Source organism: Streptomyces sp. BJ20, from assembly GCF_022869105.1.
Taxonomy (GTDB): Bacteria; Actinomycetota; Actinomycetes; order Streptomycetales; family Streptomycetaceae; genus Streptomyces; species Streptomyces griseoincarnatus.
The window spans coordinates 5,924,103-5,943,244 of the sequence record NZ_CP094918.1 but is presented as its reverse complement, the minus strand read 5'-3'; the positions used below and the strand labels follow the sequence as shown (position 1 = coordinate 5,943,244).

Sequence of the window (19,142 nt, the reverse complement as noted above, 5' to 3'; positions counted from 1 at the left end):
TGCCTTCCAATCAGTGGGTTACGGCGGTCAGTTGAGGTCGCTTTCCTTGATGTAGCCGGAGTCGACGAGCTCCTTCTTGTAGTTGTCCTTGTCCACCGCCACCGGCTCCAGCAGGTAGGCGGGGACGACCTTGGCGCCGTTGTCGTAGCTCTCGGTGTCGTTGGTCTCGGGCTTCTTGTCGTTGAGCAGGGCGTCGACCATGTTGGAGGCGACCTTGGCGAGTTCGCGGAGGTCCTTGAAGACGGTCATCGACTGCTGGCCGGAGATGATCGACTTCACCGAGGCGACCTCGGCGTCCTGGCCGGTGACGACCGGCAGGGGCTTGTCCTTGCCGCCGTAGCCGTCCGACTTCAGGGCGGACAGGATGCCGATGGAGATGCCGTCGTACGGAGAGAGCACCGCGTCGACCCGGTCGCTGCGGTAGGCCGAGGTGAGGATGTCGTCCATGCGCTTCTGCGCGGTGCCGCCGTCCCAGCGCAGGGTGGTGACCTGATTGAGTTCCGCCTGGCCGGACTTGACGACGAGCTGCTTCTTGTCGATGTAGGGCTGCAGGACGCTCATGGCCCCGTTGAAGAAGTAACGGGTGTTGTTGTCGTCGTTGGAGCCGGCGAACAGTTCGATGTTGAAGGGGCCCTTCTTGCTGCCGTCCTTCAGGCCGAGCTGTTCGACGATGTAGGTGCCCTGGAGCTGGCCGACCTTCTCGTTGTCGAACGAGGCGTAGTAGTCGACGTTCTCCGTGCCGAGGATGAGGCGGTCGTAGGAGACCACCGGGATGTCGGCGTCCTTCGCCTGCTGCATCACGTTGTTCAGCGACTTGTTGTCGATGGCCGCCACGATCAGGGCGTCCACGCCCTGCGTGATCATGTTCTCGATCTGCGAGACCTGCTGGTCGGGGTCGTCCTCGCCGAAGACCAGCTTGGTCTTGTAGCCCTTGGACTCGAGTTCCTTCACGACGTTGTCGCCGTCGGCGATCCAGCGCTCGGAGGACTTGGTCGGCATGGCGATGCCGATGGTGGCTCCCTCGGTGCCTCCCTTGTCCTCCTCGCTGCCGCCCTCGCTGCTCTGGCCGCAGGCGGTCAGGGAGAGGGCGAGGGTGACGGCGGTGGCCGTGGCGGCGAATGCGGCTCTGCGGTTACGCATGATGATCTTCCTTGATCGTCGGGCGGGTCGAGCTGGGCGGTGACTCGGTGCGAGTCGGTGGCGCGGTGTGCGAGGCGGTGCCGTGATGTGCGGCCGAGGGGGCGTCACCCCCGGAAGCCGGGCAACGGGTGTGTGGGATTGTGCGCGGCTGTGTCCACTTGTGTGAAGCTGAGTTTCCGGAACGTTATGACGGGATGTCGAATCTGCGCAGGTCGCCCGGCAGACGCGAACCGAGCGGCGCCATGCCGCCGTCGGCGCCGTGCCGCGCCAGCAGGTCCAGCGCCAGCCGGCCGCGCCGCACCCGCTCCTTCGCCGTGGACAGCGCGACCTCCCGCAGGTGGTGGCCGTACGGGTAGATGCCGGGCGCCTTGGCCAGCCCGAATTTCAGGTACACCGGGGCGCCGCGCCGGATCAGCTCCGCGACCTCGTACATCCGCACATAACCGCCCAGGTCGTCGGGCGCCTCGATGTACATGTCCATCGGGGCCGCCGAGACCCGCCGGATCTCCGTGAGATGGGCGAGCGTCAAATCACTGGGCACGTTGACGGAGTCCGCGCCGAGGTGCTCGTGCACCGCGAACGACGCCGGGTTGACCGGCCCGACGAGCGCCGACACCTTCAGCGTGGTGTCCGCCGGGAGGATGCCCGCCGTCCGCGCCCGGTGCAGCGTCCACAGCACGCCCTCGTCGGCCACCAGCAGGCACTTCACGCCCAGTTCGGTGGCGCGCACCGCGTCCTCGACGCAGCCGGCCACCGCGTCGTGGCCACGGGCGCGCAGCCCGGCGCCGTGCGAGTCGGTGCGGGTTGAGCCACCGATGTCCCAGGTGCCGCGCGGGCCGGTGAACAGGCACAGCTCGATGTCCCGTTCGGCGGTCGCCTCGACCATCTCGGTGATCTCGGCGTCGGTCAGCATCCACACGCCGCTGCCCTGGCTGATCCGGTGCACCGGCACGTCGAGGCGGGAGGCCTCCTTCAGCACCACCGCCAGCGCCTCGGGCCCCTCGCACGAGGGGACCTCGGTGCGCCAGCGACCGCCGCCGGGGAAGGAGTGCGGCGAGGCGTCGGCGGGGTCGAGGGCGGGCGCGCCCAGGCCGAGCGCGGTGAGCGCCTGCTCACCGGGCCTTCGGGGCGCCGTGGCGGAAGCGTCGGTCACAGGGTGTCCTTCGGTGTTCGATATGTCGGACGAGGTTCGCGGTCCGCGGCACGGGCCGGCCGGGTCCGGGGTGGGACGTCGGAACGGGTGTTCGGGGCGGGGCGCGGTACAGGCGGGTGACGCGCCGGTACGAGGACCGTCGGCCGTCCTCGTACCGGCGCGGGCTCAGGGACGCAGCAGGACCTTGCCCACCTTCGGATCGCCGGACCCCACCAGCTCGATGGCGTCCGGGAACTCGGCGAGCGGCAGTTCGTGGGTGACCAGCGGCAGCGGGTCGAGCAGCCCGGCGCCGAACATCCGCACCGTGTGCGCCCAGGCGTCCGGCGGCGCGCCGAACACGGTGTGCACCTCCAGCTGCCGCACCACCAGGTCGGTCGGGTCCAGCCCGTCCGCGCCCGGCGCCGGGATGCCGGTGAGCACCAGCCGGCCGCCGCGCCGGAGCAGTCCGGCCGCGGTACGGGCCGCGTCGGCGGACCCGGCCGTCTCGATCACCACGTCCACGTCGTCCGGCAGCGGCCGGCCCTTGGTGCGGAAGTCGGTGGCCCCGAACCGCCGGGACAGCGCCTCCCGGTCGTCCCGGGTGCCCACCACCAGCAGCTCGGCGGGCGAGGCGGCCCTGAGGAACTGCACCGCGAACATCCCCAGCGTGCCGGTGCCGACCACCGCGACCCGCTCGCCCGGCACCGCGCGTGCCTTCAGCGCGGCGGCGGCGATGCACGCGGCCGGCTCCAGCAGCGCCGCCGCGGTCAGGTCGGCGTCGTCCGGCAGGGGGTGCAGCAGCCGGGCGGGCAGGGTCAGCGTGGGGGCCATGGCGCCGGGCTCCGTGAACCCGGTCTCCTCGTAGCCCGCCGTGCACAGCGTGGTCTCGCCCGCGTGACAGCGGTCGCACACCTGGCAGTTGCGGAAACCCTCGCCGACCACCTTGCGCCCGACCAGGCCCGCGGGCACCCCGGCACCGACGGCGGCGACGGTACCGGACCACTCGTGGCCCGGGGTGAGCGGGTAACGGACGTACCCCTCGGGCCTGTTGCCCTGGTAGACCTCGCGGTCGCTGCCGCAGATGCCGACCGCGTGGACGCGCACCAGCGCCTCTCCGGGGCCGGGCTCGCGGGGCTCGTGCGGGACCAGGCGGTGGGCGCCGGGCGCCTCGACGACGACGGCGGTGCTCACCGTCCCGTGCCCTTCGGCTTGCGCTGCTCCCAGCCCTCGGCCCACAGGTCGAACCGGGCCTGCTGCTGCGGGAACTCGGCGGCCGCGTCCACGTCCAGCTCGACGCCGAGGCCGGGCGCGTCGGAGAGGTGGAAGCAGCCGTCCTCCGGGTCGACCACGGGCGCGCCCTTGACCACCTTCTTGATCTCCGCGTCCGCGAAGTCGTTGAAGTGCTCAAGGATCTTGAAGTTCGGGGTGGTGAAGCCGACCTGGAGGGACGCGGCGGTGAGCACCGGGCCGCCGACGTTGTGCGGGGCGACCAGCGTGTAGTGGGTCTCGGCGGTCGCCGCGAGCTTGCGGGTCTCCCAGATGCCGCCGATGTGGCCGACGTCGGGCTGGATGATGTCGGCCGCCTGGCTCTCGAACAGCTCGCGGAACTCGATGCGGTCGTGGATGCGTTCGCCGGTCGCGACCGGCATGTCCACCTTCGCGGCGACCTTCTCCAGCGCCTTGAGGTTCTCCGGCGGCACCGGCTCCTCCAGCCACGCCGGCCGGAAGGGCGCCAGCTCGTGCGCGAGACGGACGGCGGTGGAGGGGGAGAAGCGGCCGTGCATCTCCAGCATCAGCTCGGCCTCGGGGCCGATCGCGTCCCGCACCGCCTCGATCAGGGAGACGGCGTACAGGGTGTCCTGGTGGTCGAGTTCGAAGTGGCCCGTGCCGAAGGGGTCGATCTTCAGCGCCCGGTATCCGCGCTCCATGACCGCGCGCGCCGCCTTGTGGTACGCCTCCGGGGTGCGCTCGGTGGTGTACCAGCCGTTGGCGTACGCCTTCACCTTGTCGGTGACCTTGCCGCCCAGCAGCTGCCAGACGGGGACGCCGAGCGCCTTGCCCTTGATGTCCCAGCAGGCCATCTCGACGACCGCGATGCCGGACATCACGATCTCCCCCGCGCGGCCGTAGTCGCCGTACTTCATGCGGCGGACCAGGTCCTCGACGGCGAACGGGTCGGAGCCGAGAATGTGGTTGGCCTCGGCCTCCTTCAGATAGCCCAGGAGGGCGTCGGTGTGGCCGAGCATCCTGGTCTCGCCGACCCCGGTGATCCCCTCGTCGGTGTGCACCTGGACGTACGTCAGGTTGCGCCACGGCGTCCCGACCACGTGTGTGCTGATTCCGGTGATGCGCACGGCGGTTGACCCCTCGCTGCGGTGATGGACTGGCATGTGATGCGGCGGATCGACGTGTTCGATATATCGTCACACGTTCGAAATGCTGGCGAGACAGTAAGGACGGTGCGGCGGGGGTGTCAATGGGTCGCGCACATAAGGGTTTCTCCGGTTTCGAAACCATTGCGTAAGGGTCCGCACCAAACCTTCACAGCAAGGCCTAGGAACCGGACCGGACCGGAACCTAACCTTCCCGCGTCATGGACTTTTGCCACCCGTGCCGACGGCACCTCAACGGCGCCCTGGCATGCCCAGGTTGCGGCACGCCCGTCGAGACGCTGCGCGCCCAGCAGGCCGCCGCACCCGGGGGAAACCCGCCCCTGAGGGGAGACGCGGGCGACGGGTACGACGACGGCGGAGCCGGCGGCGACGACGGCCGGGACGACGAGGTCCCCGATCGGCGCGAGGAGCAGGCCGCGGACGCACCGCCCCGCGGCCGGCGCGCGGACCGGCGCCGGGGCGGGCGGCCGGAGAGCGAGGACGAGGGCGCCGGGCAGAGCCGCCGGGACCGCAAGGCGGCCGCCCACCGCCGCCGTCGCAACCGCACCCTGCTGGTCGTCGCCGGTTTCGTCCTCGCGGCCGGCGGACTGAGCCTCGCGGAACTGGGCCTGGACGCGCCCGGCTCCGACCCGCGTCCCGCCGTGGCGGGGGACGAGTCGGTCGACGGCGGGGCGGAGGAGTTCGAGCCCGGCGCGTCGGCGAGCGGAAGCGCCCCGCGCCCGGGGGAGCCGGGGGCGTCCCCCAGCCCCGGCGCCTCGGGTTCCGCCTCGGCCTCCGCGTCCTCCTCCGAGGACGCGGAGGCCGAGGCGGCGGACGCGGAGTCGGCGGAGGCGACGGCCTCCTCGGCCCCCGCCGAGACCCCCACGGCCGGCGACCCGACCCCGGAGCAGTCCCCGGAAGACCCCCCGGACACGGACACCCCCGACCCGGACCCCACGACGGACGAGCCCGAGCCGGAACCCGAACCGACGAAGACGTGCAAGAAGTTCCTGTGGTGGTGCACCTAGGTCTTGGGCTACGCCCGCTTGTCGGCGCGGCGGCCGGTCAGGTATGCGCCGCCTGCGGACCGTCGTGGGCCGTTCGCGCAGTTCCCCGCGCCCCTGAGGGCGCTGCAGTGAACGCGCCCCGGCAGGGGCGCAGGGAACGGCGTGAGGAACCCCGACGCACCCGCACCGGACAACGAACCGGCACCGGCCCCCAGGGGCGCGGGGAACTGCGCGACCAGCCGCGGTCCACCCGCAGGTGTCCTACACCCGCCCCAGGCCGATCTCCGTACCCCGGTAACCGATCGGTCCCTCGTTGTGGCGCTGGTAGTAGCCGGTGAACCCCCGCACGGGCTCACCCACCGCCTCCTCCTCGAGCGCGTGCAGCACCGCCACACCCGAGTTGCCCCGCTGGTCCCGCCAGGTCGCCCGCTCCAGGGCGGTCCCGCCGGCGTCCACCAGGAGCCGCAGCTCGCCGGAGGCGTGCCAGCGTCCGCCCCACCCCTCCTCGGTGCGGAAGCGGCGCAGGGCGCTCGGCGGCACCTCGTCGGCGTCCTCCAGGGAGGACCATCGGCCGGTCAGGCGTCCCCGGTACTCGTGGACCGTGCCGTCCGCGTGACGGCGGCAGCCGTGGAAGTCGGACATGTTCGACTGGAAGCTGACGGCGGTCTCCGCGCCGTCGGTGTCCCGCCACCCGAGCTGCGCGGGCAGCGACTGCTCGCCCCGGTCGACGTGGAACACCAGCCGCGGCGCCGGCCGCCAGGCCGCGGAGGGGTCGTGCGCGGGCCGCGACTCCGTGCGGTAGGCGAAGACCGTGTCGCGGGCGGCCGCCGCCGTCCGGGCGCGCTCCGAGCGGCCGCGCTCCCACACGGGGTCCAGGGTGACCCGGTAGAGCCAGAGCATGGTGCGCGCCCTGGCCGAGGACCGTATCTCCAGGGTGTTGGCGCCCGGCTTCAGCAGGTGGCCGGGAACGGCGAAGACGTTGTCCTGCGGCAGATCACCGCCCCCGGGCACGGTGAGTCCCTCCACCACCGGCTCGCCCTGCACGAGCACGTCCATCGGGGCGTACCCCGGCGAACTGCCGGACTTGGACACGAGCGCGGTGACCGTGAGGGTCACCTGTTCCACGGCCGCCGGGTCGGCCACCTCGAACCCGACCGTCACGCCGCCGCCGGCGGTCACCGCCAGGTGCGACCCGGCGAACGCGGCCCCGTCCGAGGTGACGTCGGCGTTGGCCAGTCGGGCCGGGGTGACGGAGAAGTCCGCGTAGGTCGGTGCGATCCCCATGGTCTCAGCAGCTCCTGATGTCCGGTCGGCACGGCAGCCGTCCCCGCGACGGCCGTGACCGGCAACGCTAGTACGGGGCACCGACAGCGCCGCCGGGGAGCGCGAAGGCCCTCACCCGTTCAAGCACCCGACACGCGTGTCACCGACGTCCCCGGACAACACACCTAGCCGCCCTCGATCCCCAGCATCCGCCGCAGCGCGTCCCGCAGCGCGACCCGCTCCGGGTCGGACAGCCCTGCCAGCGGCGCGCGGGCGAACCGCAGGGACTCCTGGAGGCCGCGTGCCACCCGCCGCCCCTCGTCCGTCGCCGCCGCCAGCTTCACGCGCCGGTCCGCGGGGTCCGGGCGGCGCTCCACCAGGCCGCGGGCCTCCAGCCGGTCCACGATGCCCGTGACGTTCGACGGCTCGCACTTCAGCCGCTGCGCGAGCCTGCGCATCGGCAGCGGCTCCAGGCTGAGCAGACTCAGCAGCCGCGCCTGCGCGCCGGTCAGCGCGTGCTCGGCGGCGGCCTCCTCGTACTCCTCGTGGTAGCGCGCCACGACCGCGCCGATCAGTTCGACGACCTCCAGGGTGAGACCGTCGGGACGGCTGGGCATGGTGCGGGGTGTGGCCATGCCCACCAGGGTACCCATGTGCTTGACATCATGAAATGTTCAGCCGCATGGTTGTTTCAGGTACTGAAGTATTCGAGGAAAGGTCCTCTTCATGTCCGACACCCCCACGCCCCCCGCCACCGCACGCGAATGGCAGCTGGCGAGCCGGCCGGTCGGCTGGCCCAAGCCGGAGGACTTCGCGTTCGTCGAGGCGGAGGTCCGCACCCCGGGCGAGGGTCAGGTGCTGGTGCGCAACGAGTACCTCTCCGTCGACCCGTACATGCGCGGCCGCATGAGCGCCGCCAAGTCCTACGTCGCCCCCTACGAGCTGGGCAAGGCCATGCAGGGCGGCGCCGTCGGCCAGGTCGTCGCGTCGAACGCCGAGGGCATCTCCGCCGGCGACCACGTCCTGCACTTCCTCGGCTGGCGTGAGTACGCCGTCGTGGACGCGAAGGCCGCCGTCAAGGTGGACCCCGAGGCCGCCCCCCTGTCCGCGTACCTGGGCGTGCTCGGCATGACGGGTCTCACCGCCTACGCGGGCCTGCTGCGCACCGCCTCCTTCAAGGAGGGCGACTCCGTCTTCGTGTCCGGCGCGGCCGGCGCCGTCGGCAGCCAGGTCGGCCAGATCGCCAAGCTCAAGGGCGCGTCCCGGGTGATCGGCTCCGCCGGCTCCGACGAGAAGGTCAAGCTCCTCACCGAGGAGTACGGCTTCGACGCCGCGTTCAACTACAAGAACGGCCCCGTGAGCGAGCAGCTGCGCGCCGCCGCCCCCGACGGCGTCGACGTGTACTTCGACAACGTGGGCGGCGACCACCTGGAGGCGGCCATCGGCTCGCTGAACCGGGACGGCCGCATCGCCGTCTGCGGCGCGATCTCCGTCTACAACAGCACCGAGCCCGCGCCCGGCCCGAAGAACCTCGCCCGCCTCATCCAGACCCGCGGCCGCATCGAGGGCTTCCTCGTCGGCGACCACTACGATCTGCAGCCGCGGTTCGTCGAGGAGGTCGGCGCCTGGATCCGCTCCGGCGAGCTGAAGTACCGCGAGACGGTCGTCGAGGGCATCGAGAACAACCTGGACGCCTTCCTCGGCGTCCTGCGCGGCGACAACACGGGCAAGATGATCGTCAAGCTCTGACGGCCGGCGGACGGGGCCGGGCCGCCCGTGACGCGTGCCCAACCCGTCTCGTTGCGCACCGCGAGGGCCGCATCCTTGGACGTGGGGTGCGGCCCTGTCCGTGCCCCCGCCAGGCGTCCCGCTACAGTCCTCCCCATGCGCGATCTAGGGGCCGGGTTCCGGTACTTGCTGAAGGGTCAGAAGTGGGTCGGCCGGCACGGCCGGCAGTACGGCTTCGGGCTGCTGCCCGGCCTGATCACCCTGGTGCTGTACGCGGGCGCCCTGGTCGCCCTCGCCCTGTGGGGCTCCGGCCTGATCGACTGGGCCACCCCGTTCGCCGACGACTGGGCCGACCCCTGGGCGGGCCTCTTCCGCGGCTTGCTCACCGCCGTGCTGTTCGCGCTCGCCCTGCTGCTGTGCGTGCTCACCTTCACCGCGATGACCCTGCTCGTCGGGCAGCCCTTCTACGAGAGCCTCTCCGAGAGGGTCGACCGGGACGTCTCACCCGACGGCACCGCGCCCGAGTCGGACCTGCCGCTGTGGCGGGAACTGTGGATCTCGGCCCGCGACAGCCTCCGCATCGTCGCGCGGGCGGCCGTGTGGGCGGTGCTGCTGTTCGCGCTCGGCTTCGTCCCGGTCGCCGGGCAGACCGTCGTCCCGGTGATCGGCTTGTTCGTCACCGGCTTCTTCCTCACCGAGGAGCTGACCGCCGTCGCCCTCCAGCGGCGCGGCGTCGAGGTCCGCGAGCGGCTGGCGCTGCTCCGCTCCCGCAAGACCCTCGTCTGGGGCTTCGGCACGCCCCTCGCGCTGGCGTTCCTCGTGCCGTTCGTCGCGGTGTTCCTGATGCCCGGCGCGGTCGCCGGCGCCACCCTCATGGCCCGCGACCTGACGGGCGAGGACACGGAGGACGGCGACGGCGCCGCCAAGCGGCAGGAGGACGTCAACGCCCCTTAGGGGCGCGGGGAACCGCGCGAAGGGGGCCCGGGGCCCAGCCCCCGGAAAACCGCGGCCGGCGGGCCCCGAGGCGATCGGGACCACACCGGCCGCACGGCCCAGGCGTCAGCCCTTCGCCCCCACCGCCACGGACACGATCGCCCGTACCTGGGCGACGATGTCCAGCCGGTTCCGCACGAACCGCGGGTCGGTGACCTCCGTGGTGTTGCCCGCCCCGAACTCCAGCACAGGCGTGTGCACATGCCCGCCCGGCAGCGTGTCGTGCAGCCCCAGCCGGTCACGCAGCAGCGTCGCCCGGTAGGCGATCTCGTTGGACAGGTAGTCGCCGCCGCCCCCGGCACGGGCCGTGGAGCCGGGCGTCGGCCCGTCCGGCCGCTGCACCGGCTCCGTCCCGCCTGCCGGGATCTCCGTCACGGCGGTGTTGTCGTACACCGGGAACCGCCCCGTCTGCGCCGCCACGATCGCCGCGTACGGCAGCGTCGTCGACGTCCACTGCGGCTGCGAGGCCGGGTCGGACACCGGGACGGTCTCGGGCCGCCCGGTGTTCTCGTTGTCCCCGAAGCCGCCCCGCCAGGCGCCGTTGGTGCGCTCGACGTCGATACGGCCCACCCGGCCCTGGCTCACCGTGGTGAAGAGGTCGACCTCCGGCAGGTGCGGCCGCAGCGCCCGCTCCACCGTGCCGTCGGTGAAGTCCCGCCAGCGCACCGGGAACACGGCCGTCTCGACGCGCGCCGGGCCGCTCGCCGTCTCGATCACCGTGCCGTCCAGGGCCAGCGCGACCGCCCCCGACGGGTTGGAGATACGGATGTCCCGGTCCAGCGTGAACGGGTCGAAGCCGGTCACGAGCACCCGCTTCAGGCCCTTGCCGCGCGGGTACCTGATCGCGGTCTGGCCGCGCGAGGTCTGTTCCAGCGTGTCGATCAGCCGCGCCCGCCGCTCCGCGTCCAGCTCGAACTGGGGCTCCCAGCCGCGCAGTTCACGCGTCATGCCGAGCCGCGCCCAGTACAGCGGCCGGTCGTCGTCCCGGCTCAGGTCGCCGCCCGCCGGGCCCCGGCCCTGCACCCGGTCCACCGCTCGCCGCCACAGCGCGGAGCCCTCCCGCTGCACGACCCGCCGCGCCTCCGCGTACGAGCGGGCCCGCTCCAAGGCGCGGGCGAAGGCCGGCGCGACCGAGTCGAAACCGGAGCGCCGGAGTATCTCCTGCGGAGCGGCCCCGTCGAGCCGCAGCTCCTCGACGGTGGGCGGCGCGGCGGAACCGGGGTCCGCCGGTCCGGCGGCGGTGGCGGTGGCGGGTGAGGACAGGGCGGTCAGCAGGGCCAGACCGAGCACACCGATGCGCACACGGGGTGAGATCACAGGAGGGGGCCTTCCGTCGTCGTGGGGTACGGGTGGATGCCGGAAGCCCGCAGTATCGCGTGACCGGGGTGGATCACACCACGGCGCGACGGACACCGTCCGACCGGCGCCGGAACACCCCGTGGCCGAATGTGAAGGGTTCGTACGGGATTCCTCCCCTGGCCCCGATCCCCGGCCGCCGGAGCGAGTCAGCGGTTAACGTCGGGGTCCTGCGGGGTACCCCATGTACAGCCCCGGCCCGGGACCCTGACCCCGGACCGGGGCTCATGTGTGTCCGGACCCGCCTGGTCCTGACCCGCCCGCTACCGCACGGAGAAGCCGTACACCGTCTCCGAGCGGAACACCTCGCCCGGCCGCAGCACCGTGCTCGGGAACTCCGGACGGTTCGGCGAGTCCGGGAAGTGCTGCGTCTCCAGCGCGATGCCCGCGCCCGGCTCGAACGGCTCCCCGATGTGGTCCGCCGTGTACACCTGCATGCCCGGCTCGGTGGTGGCCACCGTCAGCACCCGGCCCGACGCGGGGTCGTACAGCTCGGCCACCTCCTCGGGGGCCGCCGTCACCCCCTTGTCCAGCGCGAAGTTGTCGTCGTAGCCGCCGCCCGCCTTGCGCGCCTCGCGGAAGTCGTAGCGGGTGCCGGAGACGTCCGCGAGCTCGCCGGCCGGGATCAGACCGGGACCGGACGGCGTGTACCGGGACGCGGCCACCCGCAGCTCGTGCCCGCCCGCGGTGCCGGAACCGGTCAGGTTCCAGTACGCGTGGTTCGTCAGGTTCACATGCGTCGGAGCGTCCGTCACCGCCTCGTACGCGATGTGCAGCGCGCCCCGCCCGTCCAGCGTGTAGGTCACCGTGACCTCCAGCCGGCCCGGGAAGCCCTCCTCGCCGTCCTCGGCGACCAGCGACAGCCGCAGCCCGTGCGCGACTTCGGTGACGTCCCAGACGCGCTTGTCGAAGCCCCGCTCACCGCCGTGCAGCGAGTTCGGCCCGTCGTTCGGCACGAGGACGTGCTCCGTGCCGTCCAGGGTGAAGCGGGCGCCCCCGATCCGGTTGGCGTACCGGCCGATCAGCGCGCCCAGGAAGGGGGCCGGGTGCGCCAGATAGCCGTCCAGGCCGTCGAACCCCAGCACCACGTTCCCGGTCCGCCCGTCCCGGTCCGGCACCTCGACGTCCTGCACGATCCCGCCGTACGACAGGATCCGCACCCGTACGCCCGCCCGCTCCAGGGTCCAGCGGTGCACCGGCGTGCCGTCGGAAAGTGTGCCGATGAGTTCGTTCATGTGCGAAACAATAGGTCACGGGCCTGGAGCCGTGACCGTCCGGTAGGCGATCTCCGCCAGCTCGGCCTGCCCGTCGACGCTCGGGTGGAACCAGTCCCAGCGGCTCAGCTGCGCCGTGCCGAACCGGTACGCGTACACCTCGCCGCCGTCGGTGCGGCAGCGGCGGTCCTTCGCGCACACCTCCCGCAGCACCTCGTTGTAGTCCTCCACGCGCTGCTGCACCGTCGCCCGCCGCTCGGTCGCCGCCGCGTCCGTCGCGTCCGGGTCGCCCAGCATCGACGGGCAGATCCCCAGCTTCCAGATCTGCTTGCCCAGCGCGCTGGTCCGCCCCTGCGACCACAGCCGCTTCAGGTCCGGCACGCTCGCCACGTACACCTGCGTCTTCGGCAGCGCCTCGCGCAGCGTGCGCATCGCCGCCTCGAAGTCCGCGCGGAACTCCTCCACCGGCGTCATCGCGGCCACGCTCACCCGGCAGGCGTCGTTCGCCCCCACCATCACCGCCACCAGCTCCGGCTCCCGCTTCACCGCGCGCGCCATCTGCCCCGGCAGGTCCTCCATCCGGGCGCCGGTCACCGCGTGGTTCCAGCTCCGCCCGGCCGCCCCGGCCCGCCCCAGCAGCCGTACGGCCAGGCTGTCGATCTGCTCGCTGTCACCCGTCGCCCACGACACCTCAGGACAGTCCGTCAGCACCGCGCACGCGTCGAACCCCCGGGTGATGGAGTCGCCCACCGCGGCCACCGAGTCGGGGCGCGTGTCCCACAGCGGCGTCGGCCTGGGAGAGGGTGTCCCGGAAGCGGCCGCACCGGGCTTCTCCCCGCCGCCCGTGTCGCAGCCCGCCACGCCGAACGCGACGGCGGCCACCGCGGCGAGCACGGCCCGCGCACGGCGTCCCCGCCTCCGCGTCGCCTGCGTCATCCGCCGCCTCCCCGAGCGTCCCACCACGTCCGTGCCGTCCCCCCAACCCATAACAACGCACGGGAGTTCCCGCTCCCCCAGGGGGCCCGTCCGGAATGAACCCCGGCGCCCGCACAGACGTCCTGCCGGGTGAAAGGCACGACTTTCCCGCCACCGGGACGGACGGTACGTCACACTCCTTGCCCCGTCGCACGGTAGCCTCGCCCTCAACGCGGCCCGCCGGGCCGTGACCGTTCCGCCCGATCGAAGACGACCCGCTCAGCCCGGAGGTTCCGGTGACGACTCGTGGAGTTCTGTACGTGCACTCCGCGCCGCGCGCGCTGTGCCCGCACGTCGAGTGGGCCGTCGCCGGGGTGCTCGGCACGCGCGTCAGCCTGGACTGGATCCGCCAGCCGGCCGCCCCCGGCACCTGGCGCTCCGAGTTCTCCTGGCAGGGTCAGGCCGGCACCGCCTCCAAGCTCGCCTCCGCGCTGCGCGGCTGGCAGATGCTGCGCTTCGAGGTCACCTCCGAGCCGTGCCCCACCGCCGAGGGCGAGCGCTACAGCTGCACCCCCGACCTCGGCATCTTCCACGCCGTCACCGGCATCCACGGCGACATCCTCATCCCGGAGGACCGCCTGCGCGCCGCGCTGGTCCGCTCCCGCACGGAGGACACCGACCTGGAGTCGGAGATCGCCAAACTCCTCGGCAAGCCCTGGGACGACGAACTCGAGCCGTTCCGCTACGCAGGAGAAGGCGCCCCGGTCCGCTGGCTCCACCAGGTCGTGTAGGGACGCCTCGTCGGAACGCGCCCCGAAGGGGCGCGGGGAACTGCGCGCCAAGCCCCCACCGGCCCGCGGGCTCCAGGGGCGCGGGGAACTGCGCGAACGGGCGGACAACAGAAGGGGCCCACCTCCCAGAGGTGAACCCCTTCCAGAGACCGCCCCGGGGCGACTAGACCGTCCGGAACGCCAACACCACGTTGTGCCCCCCGAACCCGAACGAGTCGTTCAGCGCGGCGATCCGCCCGTCCACGGGCAACTTCCGTGCCTCACCACGCACGACGTCCGCGTTCGCCTCGGCCTCGGGATCCAGGTTCTCCACGTTGATCGTCGGCGGAGCCACCCGGTGGTACAGCGCCAGCACGGTGGCGACGGACTCGACGCCACCGGCGCCGCCCAGCAGATGACCGGTCATCGACTTCGTCGCGGACACCGCCATGTGGTCCGCGTCGTCCCCGAACACCTTCCGCAGCGCCTTCAGCTCGGCGATGTCACCAGCAGGCGTCGACGTCGCGTGCGCGTTGACGTGCACGATCTCCGCCGGGTCCAGGTCCGTGCGGTCCAGCAGGTTCTGCAGGGCGTGCGAGATGCCCCGCCCCTCCGGCTCCGGCTGCACGATGTCGTGAGAGTCGGCCGAGATGCCCTGGCCGACCGCCTCCGCGTAGACGCGGGCGCCGCGCGCGGCGGCGTGCTCGGCGGACTCCAGGACGACCACGCCCGCGCCCTCGCCCATGACGAAGCCGTCACGGGCCGCGTCGTAGGGACGCGAGGCGCCCTCGGGGTCGTCGTTGTTCTTGGACATCGCCATCATGTTGCCGAACGCGGCGATCGGCAGCGGGTGGATCGCCGCCTCCGTGCCGCCCGCGACGACCACGTCGGCGCGGCCGGTGCGGATCATCTCGATGGCGTAGCCGATGGCCTCCGCGCCCGAGGCGCACGCGGACACCGGGGTGTGCACGCCCGCACGGGCGCCCACCGCGAGACCGACGTTCGCGGACGGGCCGTTCGGCATCAGCATGGGGACGGTGTGCGGGGAGACGCGGCGGACGCCCTTCTCCTTCAGCACGTCGTACTGGTCCAGCAGGGTCGTCACGCCGCCGATGCCGGAGGCGATCACGGCGCCCAGCCGGTCGGGGTCGACGTTCGGGTCCTCGCCGGCCTTGGCCTCGAACCCCGCGTCGGCCCACGCCTCCTTCGCCGCGATGAGCGCGAACTGCGCCGAGCGGTCCAGGCGGCGGGCCTGCGGCCGGGGGATGACCTCGGTGGGCTCCACGGCCACCGGGGCCGCGATACGGACCGCCTGCTCGGCGGCCCACTCCTGCTCCAGGGGCTTCACGCCGGAACGCCCGGCGACGAGGCCCTCCCAGGTAGAGGCCGCGTCGCCACCCAGCGGTGTGGTTGCGCCGATACCGGTGACGACCACGGTGCGATTGGTCGAGCTCATCGGAATTCTTTCTCCAACGATTGACGAGGATGCGTACGGCGCCACCGCCGGGTGGCGGGGCCGGGGAGCTCCCGGCCCTTGCGGGGCTCACGCCCCGCGCGTGCTCAGGCCTGGTGCTTGAGGATGTAGTCGGTCGCGTCGCCGACGGTCTTGAGGTTCTTGACGTCGTCGTCCGGGATCTTGACGTCGAAGCGCTCTTCGGCGGCGACGACGACCTCGACCATGGACAGCGAGTCGACGTCCAGGTCGTCGGTGAAGGACTTGTCCAGCTGGACGTCCTCAACCGGGATGCCGGCGATCTCGTTCACGATCTCCGCGAGACCGGCGACGATCTCTTCCTGAGTGGCGGCCATGGTGGCGCTCCTTCGTTGTGATTCCAGAGGGTGTGGCGGTGTTTCCTCCTGTACCGGACGATGATCCGGCACGGAGTGCCTAGGGGAGGGTAACGACAGTCGCGGCGTACACGAGACCCGCCCCGAAGCCGATGACGAGCGCGGTGTCGCCGCTCTTCGCCTCGCCGGTCGCCAGGAGCCGCTCCATCGCGAGCGGGATCGAGGCGGCCGAGGTGTTGCCGGTGGTGCGGATGTCACGGGCGACCGTGACGTGCTCCGGCAGTTTCAGGGTCTTCACCATCGAGTCGATGATCCGCACGTTGGCCTGGTGCGGGATGAAGACGTCCAGGTCGTCCGCGCTGATCCCGGCCGCGTCCAGCGCCTGCTGGGCGACCTTCGCCATCTCGAACACGGCCCAGCGGAACACCGCCTGGCCTTCCTGGGTGATCGCGGGAAGCTTGAGGTCGCCCCTGCTGTCCCGGGGAAGCTCCGCGAGGTCGCCGCCGAAGCGGTCCCACGCGTAGGTCTGCTTGATCGTCTCGGACTTGTCGCCCTCGGAGCCCCACACGGTCGGGCCGATGGCCGGCTCCTGCGAGGGGCCGACGACCACGGCGCCCGCGCCGTCGCCGAACAGGAAGGCCGTCGCGCGGTCCTCCAGGTCGGTCAGGTCGCTCAGCCGCTCGACGCCGATGACCAGGACGTACTCGGCGGACCCCTCGACGATCATGCCCTTGGCGAGGGTCAGGCCGTAGCCGAAGCCCGCGCAGCCGGCGGAGATGTCGAACGCGGCGGCCTTCTCCGTGCCCAGCTTGTCGGCGATCTCGGTCGCGACGGCCGGCGTCTGCGAGAAGTGCGACACGGTCGACACGACGACGGCGCCGATCTGCGCGGCGTCGATCCCGGCGTCCGCGACGGCCTTGCCGGACGCCTCGATCGACATCGCGGCGACGGTCTCCTCGGGGGAGGCCCAGTGCCGGGTCTCGATCCCGGAGCGCGAGCGGATCCACTCGTCGGACGAGTCGATCGTCTCGAGGATCACCTCGTTGGGCACGACCCGGGTGGGACGGTAGCCGCCCACGCCGAGGATGCGCGCGTACGGGGCGCCCTTGCTGGGCTTGATCTTCGCCATGCGGGTCGGCTCCTTAAGGGCGTCAGGCGGCGTGCTCGGCGACGAGCTCGCGGGCCGCGTCGAGGTCGGCGGGGGTCTTCAGGGCCAGCGTCTTGACGCCGGGCAGGGCACGCTTGGCCAGACCGGTCAGGGTGCCGCCGGGGCACAGCTCCAGGAGCGCCGTGACACCGAGCTCCTCGAAGGTCTCCATGCACAGGTCCCAGCGGACCGGGTTGGCGACCTGGCCCACCAGGCGCTCCAGCACCTCGGCCCCGGACGCGACCGCCCTGCCGTCCTTGTTGGACACGTAGGCGACCTTCGGGTCGGCGGGCGCGAGGGCCTTGGCGGCCTCCGCCAGCGTCTCGACCGCGGGGCCCATGTGGTGGGTGTGGAAGGCGCCGGCGACCTTGAGCGGGACGACCCTGCGGACACCCTCGGGCTTGTCGGCCTCCAGCGCGGCGATCTGCTCCATGGTGCCGGCGGCGACGATCTGGCCGCCGCCGTTGATGTTCGCCGGGGTGAGGCCCAGCTTCTCCAGGTGCGGCACGGTCACCTCGGGGTCGCCGCCGAGCAGCGCCGCCATGCCGGTCTCGGTGATCGCGGCGGCGTCGGCCATGGCCAGACCCCGCTTGCGGACCAGGGAGAGGGCGGCGGCGTCGTCGAGGACGCCGGAGAGGGCGGCGGCGGTGATCTCGCCGACGCTGTGGCCGGCGACCGCGCCCGGGGCGATGTCACCCAGTGCCGATGCGGACAGCAGCCCGGCCGCGACCAGCAGCGGCTGCGCGACGGCCGTGTCGCGGATCTCGTCCGCGTCGGCCTTCGTGCCGTAGCGGGCGAGGTCGAGTCCGATGGCGTCCGACCACGCGGCGACGCGGTCGGCGGCGCCGGGGAGTTCGAGCCATTCGGTCAGGAAGCCGGGCGTCTGGGAGCCCTGGCCGGGAGCGACGAGTACGAGCACTCTCACACTCTCTCTTGCGTACGGGCGCGGCCGCCCGTGGGGACAAGGACGAAGAACCGGAGGGGGTTTTGTCGACCCCCCACAAAAGGCTAGGTCTGGAGATCACCATCGGCCAGACGCCCCAGGATCAGCGCGATCCGCAGGGTGAACGCCGAGCGTACATCGGAGGGTGACCAACCGGTGACGTCTGTCACACGTCGGAGCCGGTAACGAACGGTGTTGGGGTGAACGAACAGCATCCGCGCCGCGCCTTCGAGACTGCTCGCCTGTTCGAGATAGACGCTGAGCGTCTCCAGGAGCGCCGCGCCGGCCTCCTCGAGCGGTCTGTAGATCTCCTCCACCAACTGCTCGCGCGCCGAGGGGTCGCCGGCGATCGCGCGCTCCGGCAGCAGATCGTCCGCCAGCACCGGGCGCGGGGCGTCCTGCCAGGCGGAACACGCCTTGAGGCCCGCGGCGGCGGCCTGCGCGGACCGGGTCGCGGCCAGCAGGTCCGGCACCACGGGCCCGGCCACGACGGGACCGGCCGCGTACGGGCCGATCAGGGACTTCGCGACGGCCAGCGGGTTGTCGCTGCCGCCCGCGATGACGACGAGACGGTCGCCGAGGACACCGGTGAGCACCTGGAGCTTGGCGTGCCGGGCGGCCCGCCGGATGGCCTCCACGGTCAGTTCGGAGTCCCCGTCCGGGGCGGTGCCCAGCACCACGCACACATGTTCCGGGGAGTTCCAGCCGAGCGCGGCGGCCCGCGACACGGCGCCCTCGTCGGCCTCGCCGCTGAGCACGGCGTTCACCACCAGCGACTCCAGGCGCGCGTCCCAGGCACCGCGTGCCTCGGCGGCCTGGGCGTACACCTGGGCGGTGGCGAAGGCGATCTCCCGCGCGTAGACGAGGAGTGCCTCGCGCAGCACGCTCTCGTCGCCGGGCGCCGCCACCTCGTCGATGGCGGACTCCATCACCTCGATCGTCGTCCGCACCATCTCCACGGTCTGCCGCAGCGTGATGGCCCGGGTCAGCTCGCGCGGCGCGGTGCCGAAGACATCGGTGGAGATGGCCTGCGGGGCGTCGGGGTGCCGGAACCACTCGGTGAAGGCGGCGATGCCCGCCTGGGCGACCAGGCCGATCCAGGAACGGTTCTCCGGCGGCATGGCCCGGTACCAGGGCAGCGTCTCGTCCATCCGCGCGATGGCCTGCGCGGCGAGCGAGCCGGACGACTGCTCCAGCCGCTTCAGTGTCGCGGAGTGCGTGTGGGCGGGGCGTGCGGCGGGTCCGGGGGTACTGGTTTCGGGTTCGGGCACGGGACAAGACTGCCTTATCCGGGCGGCGGGCCGTGCCCCAGGGTCGCACCCGCCCCGGCGCCCGTGCCCCGCGTCCGGGCTCCGGTGCCCCCGCCGTGCGCCG

Annotated in this window: 18 protein-coding genes; 4 read left to right on the top strand and 14 right to left on the bottom strand. The window is 72.5% G+C overall.

Annotated features, from left to right (window positions below):
- Nucleotides 1–27: 27 nt before the first annotated feature.
- The 4 genes from chvE to MTR79_RS26855 all read right to left on the bottom strand — a co-directional run bounded on the left by chvE (nucleotide 28) and on the right by MTR79_RS26855 (nucleotide 4,626).
- Nucleotides 28–1,140, bottom strand: coding sequence for a multiple monosaccharide ABC transporter substrate-binding protein (gene chvE / locus MTR79_RS26870; protein WP_244792135.1), 1,113 nt, complete (start codon nucleotides 1,138–1,140; stop codon nucleotides 28–30).
- 184 nt (nucleotides 1,141–1,324) lie between these two features.
- Complete coding sequence (locus MTR79_RS26865) at nucleotides 1,325–2,293, bottom strand: hypothetical protein (RefSeq protein WP_048457606.1); 969 nt, start codon at nucleotides 2,291–2,293, stop codon at nucleotides 1,325–1,327.
- A gap of 165 nt (nucleotides 2,294–2,458) precedes the next feature.
- Nucleotides 2,459–3,463, bottom strand: coding sequence for an alcohol dehydrogenase catalytic domain-containing protein (locus MTR79_RS26860; protein WP_244792134.1), 1,005 nt, complete (start codon nucleotides 3,461–3,463; stop codon nucleotides 2,459–2,461).
- A complete protein-coding gene (locus MTR79_RS26855) occupies nucleotides 3,460–4,626 on the bottom strand; it encodes a mandelate racemase/muconate lactonizing enzyme family protein (protein WP_086705387.1) in 1,167 nt (388 codons plus the stop codon). The genes MTR79_RS26860 and MTR79_RS26855 overlap by 4 nt, the downstream gene beginning before the upstream one ends.
- 239 nt (nucleotides 4,627–4,865) lie before the next feature.
- Here MTR79_RS26855 and MTR79_RS26850 point away from each other — a divergent pair, with 239 nt between their 5' ends.
- The gene (locus MTR79_RS26850; protein ID WP_244792133.1) at nucleotides 4,866–5,672 is read left to right on the top strand and encodes a hypothetical protein; all 807 of its coding nucleotides are present in this window, start codon (nucleotides 4,866–4,868) and stop codon (nucleotides 5,670–5,672) included.
- A gap of 240 nt (nucleotides 5,673–5,912) precedes the next feature.
- Here MTR79_RS26850 and MTR79_RS26845 read toward each other — a convergent pair whose 3' ends face one another.
- Nucleotides 5,913–6,935 carry a hypothetical protein gene (locus tag MTR79_RS26845; protein WP_244792132.1) on the bottom strand — a complete coding sequence of 341 codons (1,023 nt, stop codon included), beginning with the start codon at nucleotides 6,933–6,935 and terminating at the stop codon, nucleotides 5,913–5,915.
- 164 nt (nucleotides 6,936–7,099) lie between these two features.
- Nucleotides 7,100–7,549 (bottom strand): MarR family transcriptional regulator, encoded by a 450-nt coding sequence (locus tag MTR79_RS26840; RefSeq protein WP_244792131.1) that lies wholly within the window; start codon nucleotides 7,547–7,549, stop codon nucleotides 7,100–7,102.
- A 91-nt stretch (nucleotides 7,550–7,640) separates the two neighbouring features.
- On the opposite strand from MTR79_RS26840, the gene MTR79_RS26835 reads away from it, so the two are divergent.
- Both MTR79_RS26835 and MTR79_RS26830 read left to right on the top strand, forming a co-directional pair.
- Nucleotides 7,641–8,663, top strand: a complete 1,023-nt coding sequence (locus MTR79_RS26835) for an NADP-dependent oxidoreductase (RefSeq protein WP_086704506.1) — start codon at nucleotides 7,641–7,643, stop codon at nucleotides 8,661–8,663.
- 135 nt (nucleotides 8,664–8,798) lie between these two features.
- Nucleotides 8,799–9,596, top strand: a complete 798-nt coding sequence (locus tag MTR79_RS26830) for an EI24 domain-containing protein (protein ID WP_086704505.1) — start codon at nucleotides 8,799–8,801, stop codon at nucleotides 9,594–9,596.
- Nucleotides 9,597–9,701: 105 nt separating this feature from the next.
- Here MTR79_RS26830 and MTR79_RS26825 read toward each other — a convergent pair whose 3' ends face one another.
- The 3 genes from MTR79_RS26825 to MTR79_RS26815 all read right to left on the bottom strand — a co-directional run bounded on the left by MTR79_RS26825 (nucleotide 9,702) and on the right by MTR79_RS26815 (nucleotide 13,141).
- Nucleotides 9,702–10,952: a pyroglutamyl-peptidase I gene (locus MTR79_RS26825; protein WP_244792130.1), complete on the bottom strand. Its 1,251-nt coding sequence runs from the start codon at nucleotides 10,950–10,952 to the stop codon at nucleotides 9,702–9,704.
- A 302-nt stretch (nucleotides 10,953–11,254) separates the two neighbouring features.
- Entirely contained in the window at nucleotides 11,255–12,226 is a 972-nt protein-coding gene (locus MTR79_RS26820; protein WP_244792129.1) for an aldose epimerase family protein, read from the bottom strand.
- Nucleotides 12,227–12,241: 15 nt separating this feature from the next.
- On the bottom strand, nucleotides 12,242–13,141 hold the full coding sequence (locus MTR79_RS26815) for an SGNH/GDSL hydrolase family protein (protein ID WP_244792128.1): 900 nt from the start codon (nucleotides 13,139–13,141) through the stop codon (nucleotides 12,242–12,244).
- Between the two features lie 275 nt (nucleotides 13,142–13,416).
- Here MTR79_RS26815 and MTR79_RS26810 point away from each other — a divergent pair, with 275 nt between their 5' ends.
- The gene (locus MTR79_RS26810) at nucleotides 13,417–13,911 is read left to right on the top strand and encodes a DUF3145 domain-containing protein (protein WP_006134787.1); all 495 of its coding nucleotides are present in this window, start codon (nucleotides 13,417–13,419) and stop codon (nucleotides 13,909–13,911) included.
- Between the two features lie 163 nt (nucleotides 13,912–14,074).
- Here the strand turns inward: MTR79_RS26810 and fabF are convergent, their stop codons facing one another.
- The 5 genes from fabF to fasR all read right to left on the bottom strand — a co-directional run bounded on the left by fabF (nucleotide 14,075) and on the right by fasR (nucleotide 19,039).
- Nucleotides 14,075–15,346, bottom strand: coding sequence for a beta-ketoacyl-ACP synthase II (gene fabF, locus MTR79_RS26805; protein ID WP_086704499.1), 1,272 nt, complete (start codon nucleotides 15,344–15,346; stop codon nucleotides 14,075–14,077).
- Between the two features lie 104 nt (nucleotides 15,347–15,450).
- Nucleotides 15,451–15,699 (bottom strand): acyl carrier protein, encoded by a 249-nt coding sequence (locus MTR79_RS26800; protein ID WP_004931691.1) that lies wholly within the window; start codon nucleotides 15,697–15,699, stop codon nucleotides 15,451–15,453.
- 79 nt (nucleotides 15,700–15,778) lie between these two features.
- A complete protein-coding gene (locus MTR79_RS26795; RefSeq protein ID WP_086704498.1) occupies nucleotides 15,779–16,807 on the bottom strand; it encodes a ketoacyl-ACP synthase III in 1,029 nt (342 codons plus the stop codon).
- 22 nt (nucleotides 16,808–16,829) lie between these two features.
- A complete protein-coding gene (locus tag MTR79_RS26790; RefSeq protein ID WP_244792127.1) occupies nucleotides 16,830–17,744 on the bottom strand; it encodes an ACP S-malonyltransferase in 915 nt (304 codons plus the stop codon).
- Between the two features lie 89 nt (nucleotides 17,745–17,833).
- The gene (gene fasR / locus MTR79_RS26785; RefSeq protein WP_086704495.1) at nucleotides 17,834–19,039 is read right to left on the bottom strand and encodes a fatty acid biosynthesis transcriptional regulator FasR; all 1,206 of its coding nucleotides are present in this window, start codon (nucleotides 19,037–19,039) and stop codon (nucleotides 17,834–17,836) included.
- Nucleotides 19,040–19,142 lie beyond the last annotated feature (103 nt).